The organism is Vibrio sp. 1557 (assembly GCF_033340175.1).
In the GTDB taxonomy this organism is placed as follows: Bacteria; Pseudomonadota; Gammaproteobacteria; order Enterobacterales; family Vibrionaceae; genus Vibrio; species Vibrio alginolyticus.
Genome location: NZ_JAWOVZ010000004.1, coordinates 43,403 through 62,097, shown reverse-complemented (window position 1 = coordinate 62,097; position 18,695 = coordinate 43,403). Strand labels below are relative to the sequence as shown.

Annotated in this window: 14 protein-coding genes; 9 read left to right on the top strand and 5 right to left on the bottom strand. The window is 43.8% G+C overall.

What is annotated here, in order from left to right; genetic code table 11:
- Position 1: 1 nt before the first annotated feature.
- Positions 2–1,477, bottom strand: a complete 1,476-nt coding sequence (locus tag R7070_RS07450; protein WP_017820023.1) for a hypothetical protein — start codon at positions 1,475–1,477, stop codon at positions 2–4.
- Between the two features lie 453 nt (positions 1,478–1,930).
- Between R7070_RS07450 and R7070_RS07445 the strand changes: the two genes are divergently transcribed.
- The 9 genes from R7070_RS07445 to R7070_RS07405 all read left to right on the top strand — a co-directional run bounded on the left by R7070_RS07445 (position 1,931) and on the right by R7070_RS07405 (position 14,916).
- Positions 1,931–3,478 (top strand): DUF3360 family protein, encoded by a 1,548-nt coding sequence (locus tag R7070_RS07445; protein ID WP_005378441.1) that lies wholly within the window; start codon positions 1,931–1,933, stop codon positions 3,476–3,478.
- Positions 3,479–3,781: 303 nt separating this feature from the next.
- Positions 3,782–6,058: a formate C-acetyltransferase gene (gene pflB / locus R7070_RS07440; RefSeq protein WP_017820022.1), complete on the top strand. Its 2,277-nt coding sequence runs from the start codon at positions 3,782–3,784 to the stop codon at positions 6,056–6,058.
- Positions 6,059–6,211: 153 nt separating this feature from the next.
- Positions 6,212–7,189 (top strand): lipid A deacylase LpxR family protein, encoded by a 978-nt coding sequence (locus R7070_RS07435; RefSeq protein WP_005378443.1) that lies wholly within the window; start codon positions 6,212–6,214, stop codon positions 7,187–7,189.
- A gap of 211 nt (positions 7,190–7,400) precedes the next feature.
- On the top strand, positions 7,401–8,141 hold the full coding sequence (gene pflA / locus R7070_RS07430; protein WP_005387854.1) for a pyruvate formate lyase 1-activating protein: 741 nt from the start codon (positions 7,401–7,403) through the stop codon (positions 8,139–8,141).
- Positions 8,142–8,295: 154 nt separating this feature from the next.
- On the top strand, positions 8,296–8,961 hold the full coding sequence (locus tag R7070_RS07425) for an energy-coupling factor ABC transporter permease (protein ID WP_053303246.1): 666 nt from the start codon (positions 8,296–8,298) through the stop codon (positions 8,959–8,961).
- 136 nt (positions 8,962–9,097) lie between these two features.
- Positions 9,098–9,598, top strand: coding sequence for a YfbU family protein (locus tag R7070_RS07420; protein ID WP_005378446.1), 501 nt, complete (start codon positions 9,098–9,100; stop codon positions 9,596–9,598).
- Between the two features lie 493 nt (positions 9,599–10,091).
- Positions 10,092–12,026: a PrkA family serine protein kinase gene (locus R7070_RS07415; protein ID WP_256900313.1), complete on the top strand. Its 1,935-nt coding sequence runs from the start codon at positions 10,092–10,094 to the stop codon at positions 12,024–12,026.
- A gap of 47 nt (positions 12,027–12,073) precedes the next feature.
- Positions 12,074–13,345: a YeaH/YhbH family protein gene (locus R7070_RS07410; protein ID WP_005378448.1), complete on the top strand. Its 1,272-nt coding sequence runs from the start codon at positions 12,074–12,076 to the stop codon at positions 13,343–13,345.
- An 11-nt stretch (positions 13,346–13,356) separates the two neighbouring features.
- Complete coding sequence (locus tag R7070_RS07405; RefSeq protein WP_005378449.1) at positions 13,357–14,916, top strand: SpoVR family protein; 1,560 nt, start codon at positions 13,357–13,359, stop codon at positions 14,914–14,916.
- 79 nt (positions 14,917–14,995) lie between these two features.
- On the opposite strand, the gene kdsB is transcribed toward R7070_RS07405, so the two are convergent.
- Genes kdsB through msbA form a run of 4 tightly spaced genes read right to left on the bottom strand, consistent with a single transcriptional unit; the run spans position 14,996 to position 18,672 of the window.
- The gene (kdsB, locus tag R7070_RS07400; protein ID WP_054575460.1) at positions 14,996–15,751 is read right to left on the bottom strand and encodes a 3-deoxy-manno-octulosonate cytidylyltransferase; all 756 of its coding nucleotides are present in this window, start codon (positions 15,749–15,751) and stop codon (positions 14,996–14,998) included.
- Positions 15,751–15,930 carry a Trm112 family protein gene (locus R7070_RS07395; protein ID WP_005378451.1) on the bottom strand — a complete coding sequence of 60 codons (180 nt, stop codon included), beginning with the start codon at positions 15,928–15,930 and terminating at the stop codon, positions 15,751–15,753. The genes kdsB and R7070_RS07395 overlap by 1 nt, the downstream gene beginning before the upstream one ends.
- Positions 15,911–16,918, bottom strand: coding sequence for a tetraacyldisaccharide 4'-kinase (lpxK, locus tag R7070_RS07390; protein WP_065274294.1), 1,008 nt, complete (start codon positions 16,916–16,918; stop codon positions 15,911–15,913). The genes R7070_RS07395 and lpxK overlap by 20 nt, the downstream gene beginning before the upstream one ends.
- A 5-nt stretch (positions 16,919–16,923) precedes the next feature.
- Complete coding sequence (msbA, locus tag R7070_RS07385; RefSeq protein WP_213866959.1) at positions 16,924–18,672, bottom strand: lipid A ABC transporter ATP-binding protein/permease MsbA; 1,749 nt, start codon at positions 18,670–18,672, stop codon at positions 16,924–16,926.
- Positions 18,673–18,695 lie beyond the last annotated feature (23 nt).

Below are 18,695 nucleotides of genomic sequence, written 5' to 3'. Positions count from 1 at the left end.
ATTAATTAAAACGACTGACTACCAACGAGTTTGAAGTACGTAATGTCACTTCATTTTCTAAGCCTTCTTTTTCAGAAGTAATGATGCCATCTAGGTCTTCATCTAGTTCAGGCTCTGACGCTTCACCATTGGAGAAGAAGCTCATGAAAACTTTAGAATCAATATTACTATCTTCATTCACTACTAAAGCAGTGCGATTAAAATCGTCCGAAGCTGAAACCTTCAAACCGTTAACGGCCGATGTTGGGAAGTTGTAGTAATGCAATTCAGGAACAACAACAGAATCACTATCACTTGTTGTGAAAATGCGATGTGTGACTCTGTAGTCGCCTGAAGTTGCAAAGTAAGCGACACGAGTAAAGCCTTCAGTAGACGATGTTAAGCCCATGTCCAGATCAATCACGGACTCTGCACTTCCTTGCGTTGATACACTTGGTTTTGTGTTCGGCAGGTTATCAATATTTAAGTAAGCACTCGGATCAACGTCAATATCCCATCCGTCAGAGATCGTTTCGTTAAGTAGAGACTCCCAACCATTAACTTGATTCTCTGAGAACGCCATGTATACCCAAGTTTCTTTATTCGTTGCACTAGGGCGATTATATTCAACGGCCGTTTTATCCAGCTTCAACGCGTCATATGCAAAGCCGTTAGTAACAAAGCCAATGTTAAGCGAGTCGTAAGTATAGTCAGAAGACGAATAAATGTTTGACGTATTATCCGCTCTAACTAAGGCTATCTCACCAGTTCCCCACGAACCAATACCATATTGGTAAAGCGCTTTGTCGCTTGAACCTGATTCATACTGAAACAATGCCGTTGGTTCACCTTTAAGCCCCATCAGTTCATCAGTAGGCAACATATCAGGGTTCGGAGACGTGAAAATATCGGTTTGCGAGACAAAGTTGTAATCTCCGCCACCTGATTCAGCGTTTCGGTAATCTAAGTTAGTAAACTTATTGCTTGCTAAGTTACCGCCAGTAAAGCATTTGTTCAAAGAGTCTCGGTTTAGTGCAAAAGTAGCATTACGTAGTTTCTTATCTTGCAAGAACTCTTTTGAAAACGTGTTTACGCGAGCTTCTTTGCCGTTAAATTCTATTGCTTGAAACGTTACAAAGCCGCCGTCAGGGATATCTTCAAGATAAAACTTAAAGTTATCAGTGGTAGGTTTGATAATGTCTCCGGATCTTTTGCCATCGGCATCAGAGTAGTAACCGATAACATAGTTGGTCACTTGCTCTTTTGACGCTGCACTATAGGTTAAAACCGTTTTATCGCCGTTCAGCTCAGTTTTGTGGTCATATACAGTACAACCTTTCGTAGTTGCTTCACTTTCAGTCATTGTTGCTGGTATAGCAAAATCAAAAGTAAACGCAGTTTTCGGCGCTGCACCACCGCCACCGCCGCCACCGCCGCCGCAACCGACCATTAACCCTGAGATGATTGCCACTAGTGGCAGTACTTTAAGCTGTTTCATGTCTTTTTCCTAAACTGAGCGGCAATGATTAGCCAAAAAATTGTCTTTGCTCTGTCCAAAGCAAGAATAAAGCCAGCTTTATATAATCATCGTGAATATTGACATTTAATCTGCATCTCGTGCAAAAGGACAAAAAGTTCTAATTTTATGCAACTTGTGTAATGAAATTACACAAGATCTCCGCATCTCATTCGCATGCCAGAAACTTTCTGTAGTTTTATTTCACAACCATTCTTAAAGTGATCTAAATCAATCACCCTAAATGGCTATCTTGCTAGACTCCTGCCAAAAGATGAGGCTTTTTTTGTGCCTCAACACAATAAGTTATTAGCTATGCTTAGGCACAGTGTCGACGTGTAACAAATCTAACAATAGCTAGCATAAGCGTGCCGCAGGATGCGGATTAACACAATTGAATGAAGAATTCATAACTTTTAAATATATGAGGAATCTATGTCAGACGCAGTTAACAAAACGCACTCTGATTCAGATATCGAGACCAAGAGCTACCGTGAGCTTCATCGTCCAGCATCTGAGTTCGCAAGCCGTTCAGACTACCTAGACCACGAACTACAAATCATGAAGCCACGTCGTTTTGGCTTGAACTTGCCAGGTCGTGACTTCCGCTTTGAGCTTGAAGACCTTGTTCCAGCACTTGCTGGTACTATCGGTATTATCGCAATGTACTCTGCGGTAATGATGTCTTGGGCTGAAGGTCTTACTGCAGCATGGGACCACGTAAACTTAGGCAAGGACTTTGCTATCGAAGTTGCGCGTGTAGAAATGCTCATCCCTGCACTTCTTTTCTGTGTACTTGCCTCTGGTTTTATTAACCCTAAAGCCAACCTAGCAGGCAACCACGGCCCAATGATCCCTCTTATTGGTACCATTGCTCTTGCTGGTGCTCACCCTCTTGCATTAGCAATTCTCATTGGTGTGTTTGGTTTGATTTTGAGCCTCTTAAAAGGTGGGTCAAAACTGGTTAACCTCACCTCTGAAGGTACGGCTGGTGGCCTTCTTATTTTCCTAGGTTTAACCGGAACCATGAGCCAAATTAACTCTATTCAAGCTTGGGCTGTTGGTTTGCAATCCGATACGGTTGCCGCTGGTAGCATGGGTTACATCGGTCTGATTGTTCTTGCGGTTACCATTGGCTTATACGCGTTCCTTGCTAAAGTGAACAAACGCTGGCTAGCGATCCCTGTTTGTGCCTTCACTGGGCTTGCAATCGCACTGGCTCTTGGCGCAGGCTTCGATATTAAATTCGTAACCGAGACAGGCCTTCCAAACCTAAATCCAATCTACTGGTGGGGTTCAACAGAAGAAGGTTGGATGCTTGGTCTTCCTAATATGGAACACTTCATCGCTTCACTACCATTCGCCATTCTTGCGGTAGCAATGTGGTCACCTGACTTCTTGGGTCACCGTATCTTCCAAGAGATGAACTACCCACGTAAGAGTGAGAAAGTGCTGATGGACGTTGATGACACAATGACAATGTGTTCCGTTCGCCAAATGGTCGGTACTGCAGTGGGTGGTGGTAACATCACATCATCTTGGGGGACTTACATGATCCCTGCTGCAATCGCGAAACGCCCTATTCCTGCTGGTGCCATCTTACTAGGCTCTCTATGTATTATTGTTGCAATCCTTGGTTTTCCTATGGACGTTGCAGTATGGCCTCCAGTTATGCGCGTTGCTCTTCTCGTTGGTGTATCTCTACCACTGCTTGAAGCTGGCATGCAGATGGTGAAGGACTCAAAAGACTCACAAGCAGCAGGTATCTGTATCTTTGGTTCTGCCGTTGTTAACCCAGTTCTAGCTTGGGCACTAACTATGCTTTTAGATAACAACGGTTTAATTGGAGATAAAGAGCGCGCGTCTCGCCTATCATTTGTAGACAAGATTGTGATCCCAGTAAGCGTACTCGTTATCTGTTTAGTTGCTATGCTTGCAGTTGGTATGCTTGAAGGCCAGTATGGCATCCAAGCTTGGCTATAAGCTAGCAGTCCAGAAATTTGTGGGTAGCGCTCGTCGCTACCCCATTTTTATCGAGATTTTTGAGGATTTATTGATTTAGTTTAAGGTTTGCAAAAAAATTTTAGTTTAACCTCTAACTGTTGCTTAAAAAGAGAAACGTTAAAACTAGTGACAATATTTATAGTTTTGTAAATCGAATACGTAAATTTAAGACTATAAATATTGTTATTCATAAGAGTGTACTGTTCCCCTCTTTTATCTGGGGATAGCTGGCTCAACGGCGAAGCAGTACGTATTTTTTTCTACTAAAAAGGTAGGTATGTCATGGCAGAGCAATTTGCTAAAGCTTGGGAAGGTTTTGCTGCAGGCGACTGGCAAAACGAAGTAAACGTTCGTGATTTCATTCAGAAGAACTACACTCCGTACGAAGGCGACGAATCTTTCCTAGTTTCTGAAGGTACTGAAGCGACTAACAAGCTTTGGGCTAAGGTAATGGAAGGCATCAAACAAGAGAACTCGACTCACGCTCCTGTTGATTTTGATACTTCAGTTATCTCTACCATCACTGCTCACGATGCAGGCTACATCGAAAAAGACCTAGAAACTATCGTAGGTCTTCAAACTGACGCTCCTCTAAAACGTGCGATCATCCCTAACGGTGGTATCCGCATGGTTGAAGGTTCATGCAAAGCCTACGACCGCGAGCTAGACCCACAAGTTAAAAAAATCTATACAGAATACCGTAAAACTCACAACCAAGGCGTTTTCGATATCTACACTCCTCAAATCATGGCGTGTCGTAAATCTGGCGTACTGACTGGTCTTCCAGATGCATACGGTCGTGGTCGTATCATCGGTGACTACCGTCGTGTTGCTCTATACGGTATTGACTTCCTAATGAAGGATAAATTCGCGCAGTTCTCTTCTCTACAAGAGCGTTTTGAGAACGGCGAAGACCTACAAATGACAATGCAGCTTCGTGAAGAGATCGCAGAGCAACACCGTGCTCTAGGTCAAATCAAAGAAATGGCTGCAAAATACGGTTGTGATATTTCTCGTCCTGCTGAAACTGCGCAAGAAGCTATTCAGTGGACTTACTTCGGTTACCTAGCTGCTGTTAAATCTCAAAACGGTGCGGCTATGTCTCTAGGTCGTACTTCTACATTCCTAGACATCTTCATCGAACGTGATATCGCGGCTGGTAAGCTAACTGAAGAACAAGCTCAGGAAATGATCGACCACTTCGTAATGAAACTACGTATGGTTCGTTTCCTACGTACTCCTGAGTACGATGATCTATTCTCTGGCGACCCTATCTGGGCAACTGAGTCTATGGGTGGTATGGGTCTTGACGGTCGTACGCTAGTTACTCGTACAAACTTCCGTTTCCTAAACTCACTATACACTATGGGTCCTTCTCCAGAGCCAAACATCACTGTTCTTTGGTCTGAGCAACTACCTGAAGGCTTCAAGAAGTTCTGTGCGAAAGTATCTATCGATACTTCTTCTATTCAGTACGAAAATGACGACTTAATGCGTCCAGACATGAACTCCGACGACTACGCGATCGCATGTTGTGTATCTCCAATGGTTGTTGGTAAGCAAATGCAGTTCTTCGGTGCTCGTGCGAACCTTGCGAAAACAATGCTTTACACCATCAACGGTGGTGTGGATGAGAAGCTAAAAATCCAAGTTGGCCCGCAAATGCCTAAGATCGAAGGCGATGTTCTTAACTACGATGAACTGTGGGAGAAAATGGACCACTTCATGGATTGGCTAGCGAAACAATATGTGACTGCACTAAACGCTATCCACTTCATGCACGATAAGTACAGCTACGAAGCGGCGCTAATGGCTCTACACGACCGTGACGTTAAGCGTACTATGGCTTGTGGTATTGCTGGTCTATCTGTTGCAGCTGACTCACTATCTGCAATTAAATACGCAAAAGTTAAGCCAATTCGTGACGAAGACGGTCTAGCAATCGACTTCGAAATCGAAGGCGATTACCCTAAATTCGGTAACAACGACCCACGCGTTGATGACATTGCATGTGAACTTGTTTCTGTATTTATGGGCAAAATCCGTAAGCTTAAGACTTACCGTGATGCAATCCCTACTCAGTCAATTCTTACTATCACTTCAAACGTGGTTTACGGTAAGAAAACTGGTAACACGCCTGACGGTCGTCGTGCTGGTGCTCCATTTGCTCCAGGTGCAAACCCAATGCACGGTCGTGACGAGAAAGGTGCTGTAGCATCACTAACTTCAGTTGCTAAACTGCCGTTTGCTGACGCACAAGATGGTATCTCTTACACATTCTCTATCGTACCTAACGCACTAGGTAAAGATGAGGGTTCACAACGCGCTAACCTTGCTGGTCTTATGGATGGTTACTTCCACCACGAAGCGGGTATCGAAGGTGGTCAACACCTAAACGTGAACGTTCTTAACCGTGAAACTCTAGAAGACGCAGTTAAGCACCCAGAGAAATACCCTCAGCTAACAATCCGTGTATCTGGTTACGCTGTTCGCTTCAACTCTCTAACTGCAGAGCAACAAGCTGACGTAATCGCGCGTACATTCACTGAGTCTCTATAAGACTATAGCGAAATAACGTTCTAGTAATACAACAAAGGCTGATGCTAAGTAGCATCAGCCTTTTTTTATTTCTTGAATGAAAGTTGTGATATCGCGAAAGACTTTTGCCCGCATTCTTACGTATGATGCGAAAAAAGTTAGCAAATAAAGTCTATGAGATTTAGTAAATTAATTATTCTTACCCTTCTTTCTCCAGTTGCAATAGCATCCACTAAGTCTACGGTTTCTTTTACCATCGACAACGATGGTATTTTTGGCGTCGATCAAGACTATACGAATGGTGTTTTCCTTTCTTACGCGACAGACCAACTGACACAAGAAAGCCAATGGAAATGGCTGAGTCTAGCTAACTCAGAGCACGCCAATATCGATAAAATAGAGTTGGTTCTTGGCCACAAGATGTGGACTCCAAGCGACATTGAAGCCGATTATCCACTAATCAATGATCGCCCATATGCCGGTTACCTACACACCGAAATCAACTACCTTTCCCTAACGAGTGACAAAGCTGTACGGTACAATTTCACCATAGGAACTACGGGTGAAAGTTCGCTATCAGAAAAGGCGCAAGAAATCGTTCACGGCATAACAGGATCGACGGACCCTCAAGGTTGGGATTACCAGATTGAAGATAAAGTGGCGTTCAGCCTTGGTTACCGCGTATTTAACAAATTGATGCGCAGCGAAGAACAAAAAACACAATGGGAGATCACCAACATTAACGACATCAATGCGGGTAACTTCCGTAGTGATGTCTCTCAAGGCGTCATGTTTCGTTGGGGTACAAACCTAGCGAATAGCATCGGAGCCGCCAATATCAGTGTCGAAAGCCCTTTCTCAGCAAGTATGATCGCTCAGAACACGTCGAGTTGGTTCTTGTTCACCGGGTTTGAAGGTCGTTACCGCTTTAATGACATGACTATCGAAGGAGATCGTCCTGGCATTCCTGAACCGTCAGCGCCATACGACGTCACACTGCAAAATTGGCAAGCAAGTGCCGTCGCGGGGGTATCTTGGTACAACCAAAATTACGGTGCAAGCATCACCTTTACAATTAAAACACCGGATTATGAAGAAGCCCAAACCGATGTTTATGGGACAGGCTCGTTCTCCGTGTTCGCCTTTTTCTAAAAACTGGATTATCCCAGCATCGAAGTCAATCTAGATACACGGCAAGTTCTCGGGGTAGGTATTAACCACCTCGTGTTCAAGCGTTTATGTAGATTGGCTCCATCTATTTTCTTTCTTCAAATAACCTTGCCTTTAGTACCGACAAAGCTGTTTTAACCCTGCTTTTTGTAATAAAATAACAGCTAGAATTTACTAGTAATGAGAGCAAAAGATGTCAACAGCTGGTCGTATTCACTCATTTGAGTCATGTGGTACCGTAGACGGACCTGGTATTCGATTTATCGTCTTCTTGCAAGGTTGTTTAATGCGCTGTAAGTATTGCCATAACCGCGATACTTGGGACACGCATGATGGCAAAGAAGTCACGGTTGAAGAAATCATTTCCGAAGCGAAAAGTTACCGCCACTTCATGAATGCATCAGGTGGTGGCGTTACTTGTTCTGGCGGCGAAGCGATGCTTCAACCGGAATTCGTACGTGATTTTTTCCGCGCAGCTAAAACCGAAGGCATTCATACATGTCTAGATACTAACGGTTATGTTCGTAAGCACACTGATGTTATCGATGAAGTACTGGATGCAACAGACTTAGTCATGCTTGACATCAAACACATGAAAGACGAAGTGCACCAAGATCTCATCGGTGTATCCAACCGACGCACATTGGACTTTGCTCGTTACTTGCAAAAAATCGGAAAGAAAACATGGATTCGCTATGTCGTCGTGCCTGGTTACACAGATGACCCAGAAGCAGCACACATGCTTGGTGAATTTATTAAAGACATGGATAACATCGAAAAGGTCGAGTTACTTCCTTACCACAAATTAGGGGCTCATAAGTGGGAAGCGTTAGGCTTAGAATACCCACTCGAAGGCGTAAACCCGCCACCGAAAGAAACCATGGATGAAATTCAATCCATTCTTGCTCAATACAACGATAACGTAAAATACTAAGTGAACCGCAAGACTAACCTCTTTAAAATACCAGCTTATTGCTGGTATTTTTTTGATTATATCTAAGCCTTATCAGTGAGTTTCTCTGCGGTCATTTAGGTATAAAAAGAACGATAGAAATGATTGCGTCATGTTCGCATAGGAAGGAAGTAACATGGATTTGTTTAACTTAGGCTCTCTTGTTGTCTCAATTTGGATAGTAGTAGTCTACTGCCTACCAGATTGGAAAAAAGTCGTTTGGCCAAAACTGGAAAAAGAGAAAGGATTTCAGCACCTCGTTTTTGCAACGCTCTTCTTTTTCAGTATTTTATGGGCCGCTCAAGCAGGTGTAAAAGAAGGATTACAGATTCATTTTCTTGCACTAACAACGCTGACGATGATGTATGGTTGGCGCATGGCATTTCTACTCAGCATTCCCGCTATGTTGGTCAACCACCTACTACATGATGTGTCCTTGCTACTCTTACCCACGTCGTTAGTTCTATCTGCCCTAATTCCGATTTTCATTAGTTACTTAGTGTTTCTTCTGAGTTACCACTACTTGCCACGAAACATTTTTGTTTTCATCTTCGTTGCTGGATTTTTCAATGGCGCGATAACAGGAAGTCTGCACCTCATCATTAACTCTTTTTATCACCTATCAGTTGGTCACTACGATTGGGAAACCATTCAACATAACTACTTTGTTTTTGTGCCGTTGCTCGCCTTTCCAGAAGGTCTATTAAATGGTATGGCACTGGCGGTTTTAACCGTATTCAAGCCAGAGTGGCTGAGAGTATTTTCAGACCGAGACTACATATACAATCATTACCATAAATAAGTGTTTTCAAACTGGTCAAAAGTGACAGTTCTTGCCATTTTTTAGTATTAAATATGTGTTGAGATCATGTTTCACTCATGTCTTAAGCGTTAACCTAAGCACATTAAAAATGTATTAGATATCTAGTGAGGTCACCATGGAAATGTCAAACGCTCAACGTTTGATTCTATCAAACCAATACAACCTTATGTCTCAACTTGATCCAAGTAATGCGGCCAAATACAAACGCTTACAAACGATCGTTGAACGTGGTTATGAACTACAAATGCGAGAGTTGAACAAAGATTTCGGCTGCCTCTCAGAAGCAGAATGTCGTGAGATCATCGACGTTATGGAGATGTATCATGCGATGCAAGAATCTTACAACATGCTAGACGATGAAGACCGCAGCAACGTAGATCAGCGCCGCTTGAAGTTCTTGGGATTTGATATCGCTTCAGAAGCGCAACAAGTACATTACGTACGTTTTCTCATCGATTCTGAAGGTTTGTACCCTCAGTTTGACAAGGCAGATCATCACTTTAACAGCCAAATGCCGATGCTAGATAAATACCGCCGTATGCTGCAAACTTGGCGTAACTGCCCTCGTCAGTATCATTTATGTGAAAACGAACTAGCGCAAATCTTCAGCGCATAAAATGGTCGTCTAAGAATGAGGAGAGCGCCCGCTCTCCTTGTTATTTACCCTGTCACAAACTTATCTAAGACTTTGCTCTCTTCCTACCTCTTTCACTTACCTTGCTCAATGTAGAACAACGAATCACTGAGACTCTTCTGTCTTTGCCAAATATTTGATTTCTATTGCACCTATTCACGACATAAATTCGTCCTTAATAAAAGAGTGATTCAAATGTCACTTTTACAATAAATTCATAATTGTTAAGCAAAATTGCAAATCCCCGACTAGGCTTAAGTAGAGAAAGGCTGTGATTGAAAAATTCATATCCACCGCTCACCGTTGTAACGAAAAAACCGTCCATAAAGCAAAGTCTTTGGTGTCGCCAATCTTACATTCTGTACGAACCAAATGTGATAACAGGACGTATATTCAAACAACAACGAGCATAACTGTTGGTGGAAAGCCTGAATCAACGTTCGTCGGTAGACTGACTATTAAAGGGGAAAGCGACATGAGTATTTTCGACCACTATCAATCAAGATATGAAGCTGCAAAAGATGAAGAGATGTCGTTACAGGATTTCTTAGCCCTGTGTAAAGACGACAAAAGCGCTTACGCTAATGCTGCAGAACGCCTACTGATGGCTATCGGAGAGCCAGAAGTCATTGATACTGCTCAAGATCCAAGACTGAGCCGTATATTCTCGAACCGAGTCATCTCACGTTATGAAACCTTCAAAGACTTCTATGGCATGGAAGATGCGATTGAGCAGATTGTTTCTTATCTCAAACATGCCGCACAAGGTTTGGAAGAGCGTAAACAAATTCTGTACTTACTCGGTCCTGTTGGTGGTGGTAAGTCATCACTTGCCGAAAAGCTAAAAGCCCTAATGGAAAAAATGCCCGTTTATGTGCTTAGTGCGAACGGCGAACGAAGCCCAGTTAACGATCACCCTTTCTGTCTGTTCAATCCGACAGAAGATGGCGAGATCTTGAAGAAAGAATACGGCATCGAACATCGTTACCTAAGATCTATCATGTCACCGTGGGCAGCAAAACGTCTGCATGAATTTGGTGGTGATATCACCAAGTTCAAAGTGCTGAAAGTACGTCCTTCCATCCTCGACCAAGTGGCTATTGCTAAAACCGAGCCAGGCGATGAAAACAACCAAGACATTTCGTCCCTCGTTGGTAAAGTCGATATTCGTCAGTTAGAGCATTACTCACAAGACGACCCAGATGCCTACAGTTACTCTGGCGCGCTGTGTAAAGCGAACCAAGGTTTGATGGAATTCGTAGAGATGTTCAAAGCGCCAATCAAGGTGCTACACCCTCTATTAACCGCAACTCAAGAAGGCAACTTTAATGGTACCGAGGGACTGTCTGCGATTCCATTCGACGGTATGATTCTGGCTCACTCGAACGAATCTGAGTGGCAAACCTTCCGCAACAATAAGAACAATGAGGCGTTCTTAGACCGTGTGTACATAGTGAAAGTACCTTACTGCTTACGTGTGTCGGAAGAAGTGAAGATCTACCAGAAACTGCTTGAAAACAGTGAGCTTTCTAAAGCACCTTGCTCACCAAGTACGCTCGAAACTCTGGCACAATTTAGTATTCTTTCGCGACTTAAAGAGCCTGAGAACTCGTCCATCTTCTCTAAGATGCGAGTGTACGATGGTGAAACACTGAAAGACACCGATCCGAAAGCGAAGAGCTACCAAGAGTACCGTGACTACGCAGGCGTTGACGAGGGTATGAACGGTCTATCAACTCGTTTCGCCTTCAAAATCCTATCTCGCGTGTTCAACTTCGACCAAACGGAAGTGGCGGCCAACCCTGTTCACCTGTTCTATGTTATTGAACAGCAAGTAGAACGTGAGCAGTTCCCTGCTGAAACAGCAGAGAAGTATCTCGAGTTCTTGAAAGGCTACCTAGTACCTCGATACGTTGAGTTTATCGGTAAAGAGATTCAGACTGCTTATCTTGAGTCTTACTCTGAATACGGCCAAAACATCTTCGACCGATATGTCACCTATGCAGACTTCTGGATTCAAGACCAAGAGTACCGAGATCCAGAAACCGGTCAGCTATTTGATCGCTCTTCACTGAATGCAGAGCTAGAAAAGATCGAAAAAACAGCTGGTATTTCTAACCCGAAAGATTTCCGAAACGAAATCGTTAACTTTGTGCTTCGTGCGAAAGCGAATAACAATGGTCAAAACCCGGTTTGGACCAGCTACGAAAAACTGCGCACAGTAATCGAGAAGAAAATGTTCTCCAATACCGAAGAGCTACTTCCGGTTATCTCATTTAATGCGAAAACCTCTTCTGAAGATCAGAAGAAGCACGACGACTTTGTCGCTCGCATGATGGAAAAAGGCTATACCGAGAAACAGGTTCGCCTACTTTCTGAGTGGTACCTACGAGTACGTAAGTCATCCTAACCCAGTATTGAGTTAGGTCGCTTGTGAAACATGAAGAGGGCTATTTCATGGCGCAATTTATAGACCGAAGGCTCAATGGCAAGAACAAGAGCGCTGTTAATCGACAGCGCTTCTTGAAGCGCCACAAAGAGCAAATAAAAGAGTCGGTAGCAGACGCAGTGAATCGACGCTCGATTACGAATACGGAAACGGGCGAAGACGTCTCTATCCCTCACAAAGACATCAATGAGCCTATATTTCATCAAGGCAAAGGTGGTGTTCGCGAACGAGTTCATCCCGGTAACGATCAATTCATTACTGGTGATAAAATTGAGCGTCCCAAAGGTGGCGGTCAAGGTAGCGGCTCTGGAGAAGGGAACGCCAGTCCAGATGGAGAAGGCCAAGACGAATTTGTATTCCAAATATCAAAAGATGAGTACCTCGATATTTTGTTCGAAGATCTCGAGCTGCCTAATCTAGAAAAAAACCAAATTGCCAAAATCACAGAATGGAAAACGCACCGTGCAGGCTTTCAAACTGCCGGTATCCCTTCCAATATCGCCGTAGTACGCTCTCTGCAACAATCTCTTGCGCGCCGTACTGCAATGACTGCTGGTAAGAAACGACTTCTCAAAGAGCTAGAAGACGAACTTGCTCGCATCAAAAATATTGAGCCTGCTCAGCAGTTTGAAGAGAACCGCTTGAAGGCTGAAATTGAAGAACTGCGCAAGAAAATCGAAAGCGTGCCGTTCATCGATACCTTCGACTTACGCTTCAAGAACTATGAGAAACGCCCTGTACCATCGAGCCAAGCGGTCATGTTCTGTCTAATGGACGTATCCGGTTCTATGGATCAGGCAACGAAAGACATCGCAAAACGCTTCTATGTTCTTTTGTACTTGTTCTTAACTCGTACCTACGAGAATGTCGAAGTCGTCTTTATCCGCCACCATACCCAAGCGAAGGAAGTGGACGAGCACGAATTTTTCTACTCACAAGAAACCGGGGGTACCATTGTATCTAGCGCGCTCAAGTTAATGGATGAAATAGTAAAAGAGCGATACCCGATTGGTCAGTGGAACATATATGCAGCTCAAGCATCCGACGGTGACAACTGGGCAGATGATTCGCCAAGATGCCGGGATCTGTTAGTGAACAAATTACTTCCAAACTGTCAGTATTACTCTTACATAGAGATCACGCGGCGCTCGCACCAAACTCTATGGCATGAGTACGAAAAACTCACTGAAGAATTTCCTAATTTCGCAATGAAAAACATTCGCTCTGTGGAGGATATTTTCCCAGTCTTTCGTGAACTATTCCAAAAAGAAACGGCGTAAGGAGGCTAGCGATGAATACCGCAACGAGAAACCTCTCAGGAGAGGCGCCTAAGAAGCGTAACAGTAAAGTGTTGCCAGATGGACCAGATTGGACATTTGAGCTGTTAGAGCGATACCACAAAGAAATTAAGCGTGTCGCGGAGCATTATCGCCTAGACACTTACCCTAACCAAATAGAAGTGATTACTTCAGAACAGATGATGGATGCCTACTCAAGTATCGGCATGCCAATCAATTACAACCACTGGTCATTTGGTAAAAAATTCATTCAAACAGAGCAGAACTATAAACATGGTCAAATGGGGTTAGCCTACGAGATTGTGATTAACTCCGACCCTTGTATTGCTTATTTGATGGAAGAAAATACGGTAACAATGCAAGCACTCGTTATAGCGCACGCGTGTTACGGCCATAACTCTTTTTTCAAAGGTAATTACCTATTCCAAACGTGGACTGACGCCAGCTCTATTATCGACTATCTGCTGTTCGCCAAAAAGTATTTAGCCGAGTGTGAAGAACGATATGGCGTAAAAGAAGTGGAAAAACTGCTCGACTCTTGTCACGCGTTAATGAACTTTGGTGTAGACCGCTACAAGCGTCCAGAGAAAATCTCAATTACAGAGGAAAAAGCAAGACAAGAAGAACGCGAAGCATACCTACAATCTCAAGTTAATGAGCTTTGGCGCACGGTACCAACAGCCAAGACGAAAGAGGAAGACATTAAAGAGCGATTCCCAAGCGAGCCTCAGGAAAACTTGCTCTACTTCTTCGAAAAACATGCGCCGTTGCTAGAGCCGTGGCAGCGTGAAGTTGTTCGGATCGTCCGTAAGATCAGTCAGTATTTTTATCCGCAAAAACAAACGCAAGTCATGAATGAAGGCTGGGCAACGTTCTGGCACTACACCATACTCAACCATCTTTATGATGAGGGCTTGGTGTCTGAAAAGTTCATTCTAGAGTTCTTACATAGCCACACCAGTGTCGTGGCTCAGCCGCCTTATAACAGTCCTTACTTTAATGGCATTAACCCCTACGCGTTAGGCTTTGCCATGTTCCGAGATATTAAGCGTATCTGTGAAGAACCAACTGATGAGGACAAAGAGTGGTTTCCAGACTTGGCAGGAACCGACTGGTTAGATGCAGTGCATTTCGCGATGCATAATTTCAAAGATGAAAGCTTTATTAGCCAATACCTTTCTCCGAAATTAATGCGTGATTTCAAGCTGTTTGCGATAAACGATGATGATCATAAGAACTTTATTGAAGTCGCTGCGATACACGATGAGATGGGTTATAAACGCATTAGAGAAACCTTAGCTGCTCAGTATAACTTATCTAATCTTGAGCCAAACATTCAGGTGTTTAATGTCGATGTCCGTGGTGATCGCTCACTTACGTTGCAGTACGTTCCTCACAACCGCATCCCACTTGATGATAGTTACGAAGAAGTTCTAAAGCACGTGTACCGATTATGGGGCTTTGATGTCATTCTCCAAGAAGTGAAAGACACCGGTCACCGAGAAGTGTTAGCAACCTGCCCTAAACGGAACCAATACGACACTAATATTTAACTAATACCGCGATACAAGTAAAACAAAAAGGCTCCTAATTCAGGAGCCTTGTTTATTCTTAAATCTATATGAGCATTTGTTACGCTTGCTTTGCAACAATCGCGCGCACGGCTTCTAGGTCTTCGGGCGTATCAACCCCTGCCGCTGGTGCTTCTTTCGCTACCGCCACATGAATTTTTTCACCGTACCAAAGCACTCGCAGTTGCTCAAGACACTCAATCTGCTCTAATGCACTTGGTGCCCAGTTGACATACGTATTAATGAAACCAGCTCGATAAGCATAAATACCAATATGACGCATTAATGGGTTGGCAATAGTTTTGTCTTGTTTAGCAAAGCTATCGCGATCCCAAGGGATGGTTGCTCGACTAAAGTACAACGCATAGCCTTGCTCATCTGCGACAACTTTAACAGCGTTCGGGTTGAACACTTCCTCTTCCGAGTCTATTTCTACAGCTAACGTCGCCATCGGGGCTTCACACCCAGATAAGTTATCAGCAACCTGACGAATGATGGACGGCGGAATCAAAGGCTCATCCCCTTGCACATTAACAATAATGTGGTCTGACGGAATAGCCATCTTTTCAACAACTTCGGCAAGACGCTCCGTACCTGATTCGTGGTGGGGAGAGGTCATACAAACTTTACCACCAAATGACGAAACCGCTTTCGCAACACGCTCGTCATCAGTTGCAACGATGACATCTTCCGCACCCGCTTGTAGCGCTTGTTCATAAACCCACTGAACCATAGGCTTACCACCAATATCCGCTAGCGGTTTACCAGGCAAACGGCTCGATGCGTAGCGCGAAGGGATGACAACCGTAAAAGACATTAGCGTCCCTCATCCATGCTCATAGTGCGAGCTTCAGGCTCTAGCAGAACTGGAATACCCTCTTTGATCGGGTAAGCAAGGCGATCCAATTTGCAGATCAACTCTTGATTATCTTTATCGTACGTCAGCTTACCTTTGCAAACAGGGCAAGCTACAATCTCAAGTAGACGGTGATCCATAAGCCGCTTTAACCTCTTTTATTCTATTTAAAATTTGCTCTGCATCGTTTGATTCAAACTGGGCAGATACAGGCAGATACCACCAATTATCTTGCGCATAATGGCTGCACTTGACGGCATCTTTCTCGGTCATAATCACATTGGTCCCTTGTTGAGCCAATGCTTCTAATTCTTGTTGATCAAAGTCTTGATGGTCAGCAAAACCTTTTGTGACTTTAACATCTGCGTCCATCGAGTTTAGTGTATGAAAAAAACGCGGAGGATGCCCAATGCCCGCAAATGCGACGAGATCTTTCAACTCCGAGACATCCACATGTTGCTTAGTCTTAAGATTAATAGCTTTAGAGGGTGCTAAAGCCATTGCGATTTCGCCCGTATGCGCTTGACCGCCATTGGTGATGATAAAGTCGACTTCTTTAAGTCGCTCAATACCTTCACGTAAAGGACCTAATGGAATCAGGCTTTCATTCCCAAACCGGCGATTCCCATCCACAATCACTAACTCAATATCACGGCCTAACGCATAATGTTGTAATCCATCATCCGTAATTATGATATCCACATCCAAATCTAGCAGTGCTTTCACTGCATTTGAACGCACAGGATCTACCGCAACAGGTGCTCCTGTACGGCGATGAATCAACTTAGGTTCATCGCCACAATGCTTCGCTGGCGTATCTTCTTTTAGCACTAACGGATAGGCAGGAGCCTTTGCCCCATAACCACGAGAAACAACCCCCGGCTTAAAGCCCATTTGCTGTAGTTGCTCAACAAGCCACACAACAACTGGTGTTTTACCATTGCCACCAGCAGTGATATTGCCAACCACAACAACAGGTATAGGCGCATTATAAGCTTGCTTGCGGCCAGTTTGGTATTGCTTTCGCTTTGACTTGCTTATCGCTCCAAATAATAAACTCAGTGGCCACAAAAGCGGCCACAAGAGGTATTTTATTGGATGGTTTTCAAACCAGATTTTTTCAATCACCGCGCTTATTCACCAAACTGAATACGGTGCAATTGTGCATACGCACCATTTTTCTCAATAAGCTCAGCGTGGTTGCCACGTTCAATGATGGCACCATCATCAACCACAAGAATTTCATCGGCTTTCTCGATTGTGGATAAGCGGTGCGCTATTACAAGTACCGTTTTGTCTTTTTGCAGCTCATCAAGTGCAGCTTGAATAGCTCGCTCGGATTCGGTATCCAAAGCCGAAGTTGCCTCATCAAGAATCAGCACTGGAGCATCACGCAATAGAGCTCGCGCAATCGCAACACGTTGGCGTTGACCACCAGACAAGCTAGCACCATTTTCACCAATCATGGTATCAAGTCCATCATCCATTTTGCCGATGAACTCCATCGCATGCGCGAGTGTTGCCGCTTTCTCGATATCACTGCGCTCATATTGACCATCCGTTGCGTACGCAATATTGTTTGCTATCGTGTCATTAAACAAATGAACATTTTGCGATACTAGTGCAAATTGCTGACGTAAATTCTTTAGCTCGTAATCACGAATATCATGCCCATCTAATGTGATAGATCCACTGTCAACATCATAGAAGCGGTTGAACAAGTTCGCGATGGTACTTTTACCTGAGCCAGAACGGCCAACTAGCGCCACCGTTTTTCCTCTTGGAATATCGAAGCTGACATTTTCCAATGCTGGTTTTTCTGCACCAGTGTAAGTAAAGCTTACGTTTTTAACTGAAACATCGCCATTTGCGCGTTTAACTGTCAACTTACCTTCGTTTTTCTCAGGCTCGAGGTCAATTAACGCGAAGAGCGTTTGGCTCGCGGCCATACCACGTTGGAACTGAGAAGTAACGTTAGTCAGCGCTTTAAGTGGGCGCATCAGACCAAACATTGCAGAGAAGACAACAGTAAATGTACCTGGAGTCAGTTGCTCTTTAATCGAATCAATACTTGCTAAATAAAGAACGGCAACAATTGCAAGTGATGCAATCATTTGGATGATAGGGTTAGCCGCCGCTTGAGCCGTCACCAACTTCATGCTTTGTTGACGCATTTGGTTGCTGACTTTTTCAAATCGTTTACGTTCGATGTCTTGGCCGCCATAGCTCAACACAACTTTATGGCCTTTCAGCATCTGCTCTGCTGATGCAGTTACGTTACCCATCATGGTCTGCATATTTTTGGATATTTTTCTAAAACGTTTAGAAACAACACCAATACCCCATGCTACAACGGGAGCAACAGCAAACAGCACTAGCGACAATTGCCAGCTGTTGTAAAACATCAAAACTAACAGACCAATGATACTTGCGCCTTCACGGACAATGCTCACCAACGCTTGGCTAGTTGCCGCTGACACTTGCTCTGAGTCGTAGGTTATACGCGACAATAAATTGCCCGTCTTTTCCTTATCAAAGTAAGACACTGGCATATGCATAAAGTGATTGAACACCATGCGACGGACTTGCATAACTACGTTGCCAGATACCCAGCTCAAACAGTAGGTGGAGACAAATCCACTTATGCCACGGATGAACATCATGGCAAAAATAATCAATGGAAGCGTGCGTAAAAAATCAGATTCAGCGTTCCCAAAACCTTCATCGAGTAGTGGTTTTAGCAGGGAAATCATATAGGTATCTGATATGGCATTAATAACTAATGCAATGACTGCAACGACAAGACCTGACTTATAAAGGCGAATAAATTGCCATAGACGCTTAAACGTCTGCCAAGTCGTTTCATCAGTATTTATCGACATAGAAGTGCTTTATTTTCTTACAT

Coding starts and splice junctions, on each gene's coding strand:
- R7070_RS07405 (WP_005378449.1), top strand. CDS start 13,357: ATGAATACCGCAACGAGAAACCTCTCAGGAGAGGCGCCTAAGAAGCGT.
- R7070_RS07415 (WP_256900313.1), top strand. CDS start 10,092: ATGAGTATTTTCGACCACTATCAATCAAGATATGAAGCTGCAAAAGAT.
- kdsB (WP_054575460.1), bottom strand. CDS start 15,751: ATGTCTTTTACGGTTGTCATCCCTTCGCGCTACGCATCGAGCCGTTTG.
- R7070_RS07420 (WP_005378446.1), top strand. CDS start 9,098: ATGGAAATGTCAAACGCTCAACGTTTGATTCTATCAAACCAATACAAC.
- R7070_RS07410 (WP_005378448.1), top strand. CDS start 12,074: ATGGCGCAATTTATAGACCGAAGGCTCAATGGCAAGAACAAGAGCGCT.
- msbA (WP_213866959.1), bottom strand. CDS start 18,672: ATGTCGATAAATACTGATGAAACGACTTGGCAGACGTTTAAGCGTCTA.
- pflA (WP_005387854.1), top strand. CDS start 7,401: ATGTCAACAGCTGGTCGTATTCACTCATTTGAGTCATGTGGTACCGTA.
- R7070_RS07395 (WP_005378451.1), bottom strand. CDS start 15,930: ATGGATCACCGTCTACTTGAGATTGTAGCTTGCCCTGTTTGCAAAGGT.
- pflB (WP_017820022.1), top strand. CDS start 3,782: ATGGCAGAGCAATTTGCTAAAGCTTGGGAAGGTTTTGCTGCAGGCGAC.
- R7070_RS07450 (WP_017820023.1), bottom strand. CDS start 1,477: ATGAAACAGCTTAAAGTACTGCCACTAGTGGCAATCATCTCAGGGTTA.
- R7070_RS07435 (WP_005378443.1), top strand. CDS start 6,212: ATGAGATTTAGTAAATTAATTATTCTTACCCTTCTTTCTCCAGTTGCA.
- R7070_RS07445 (WP_005378441.1), top strand. CDS start 1,931: ATGTCAGACGCAGTTAACAAAACGCACTCTGATTCAGATATCGAGACC.
- R7070_RS07425 (WP_053303246.1), top strand. CDS start 8,296: ATGGATTTGTTTAACTTAGGCTCTCTTGTTGTCTCAATTTGGATAGTA.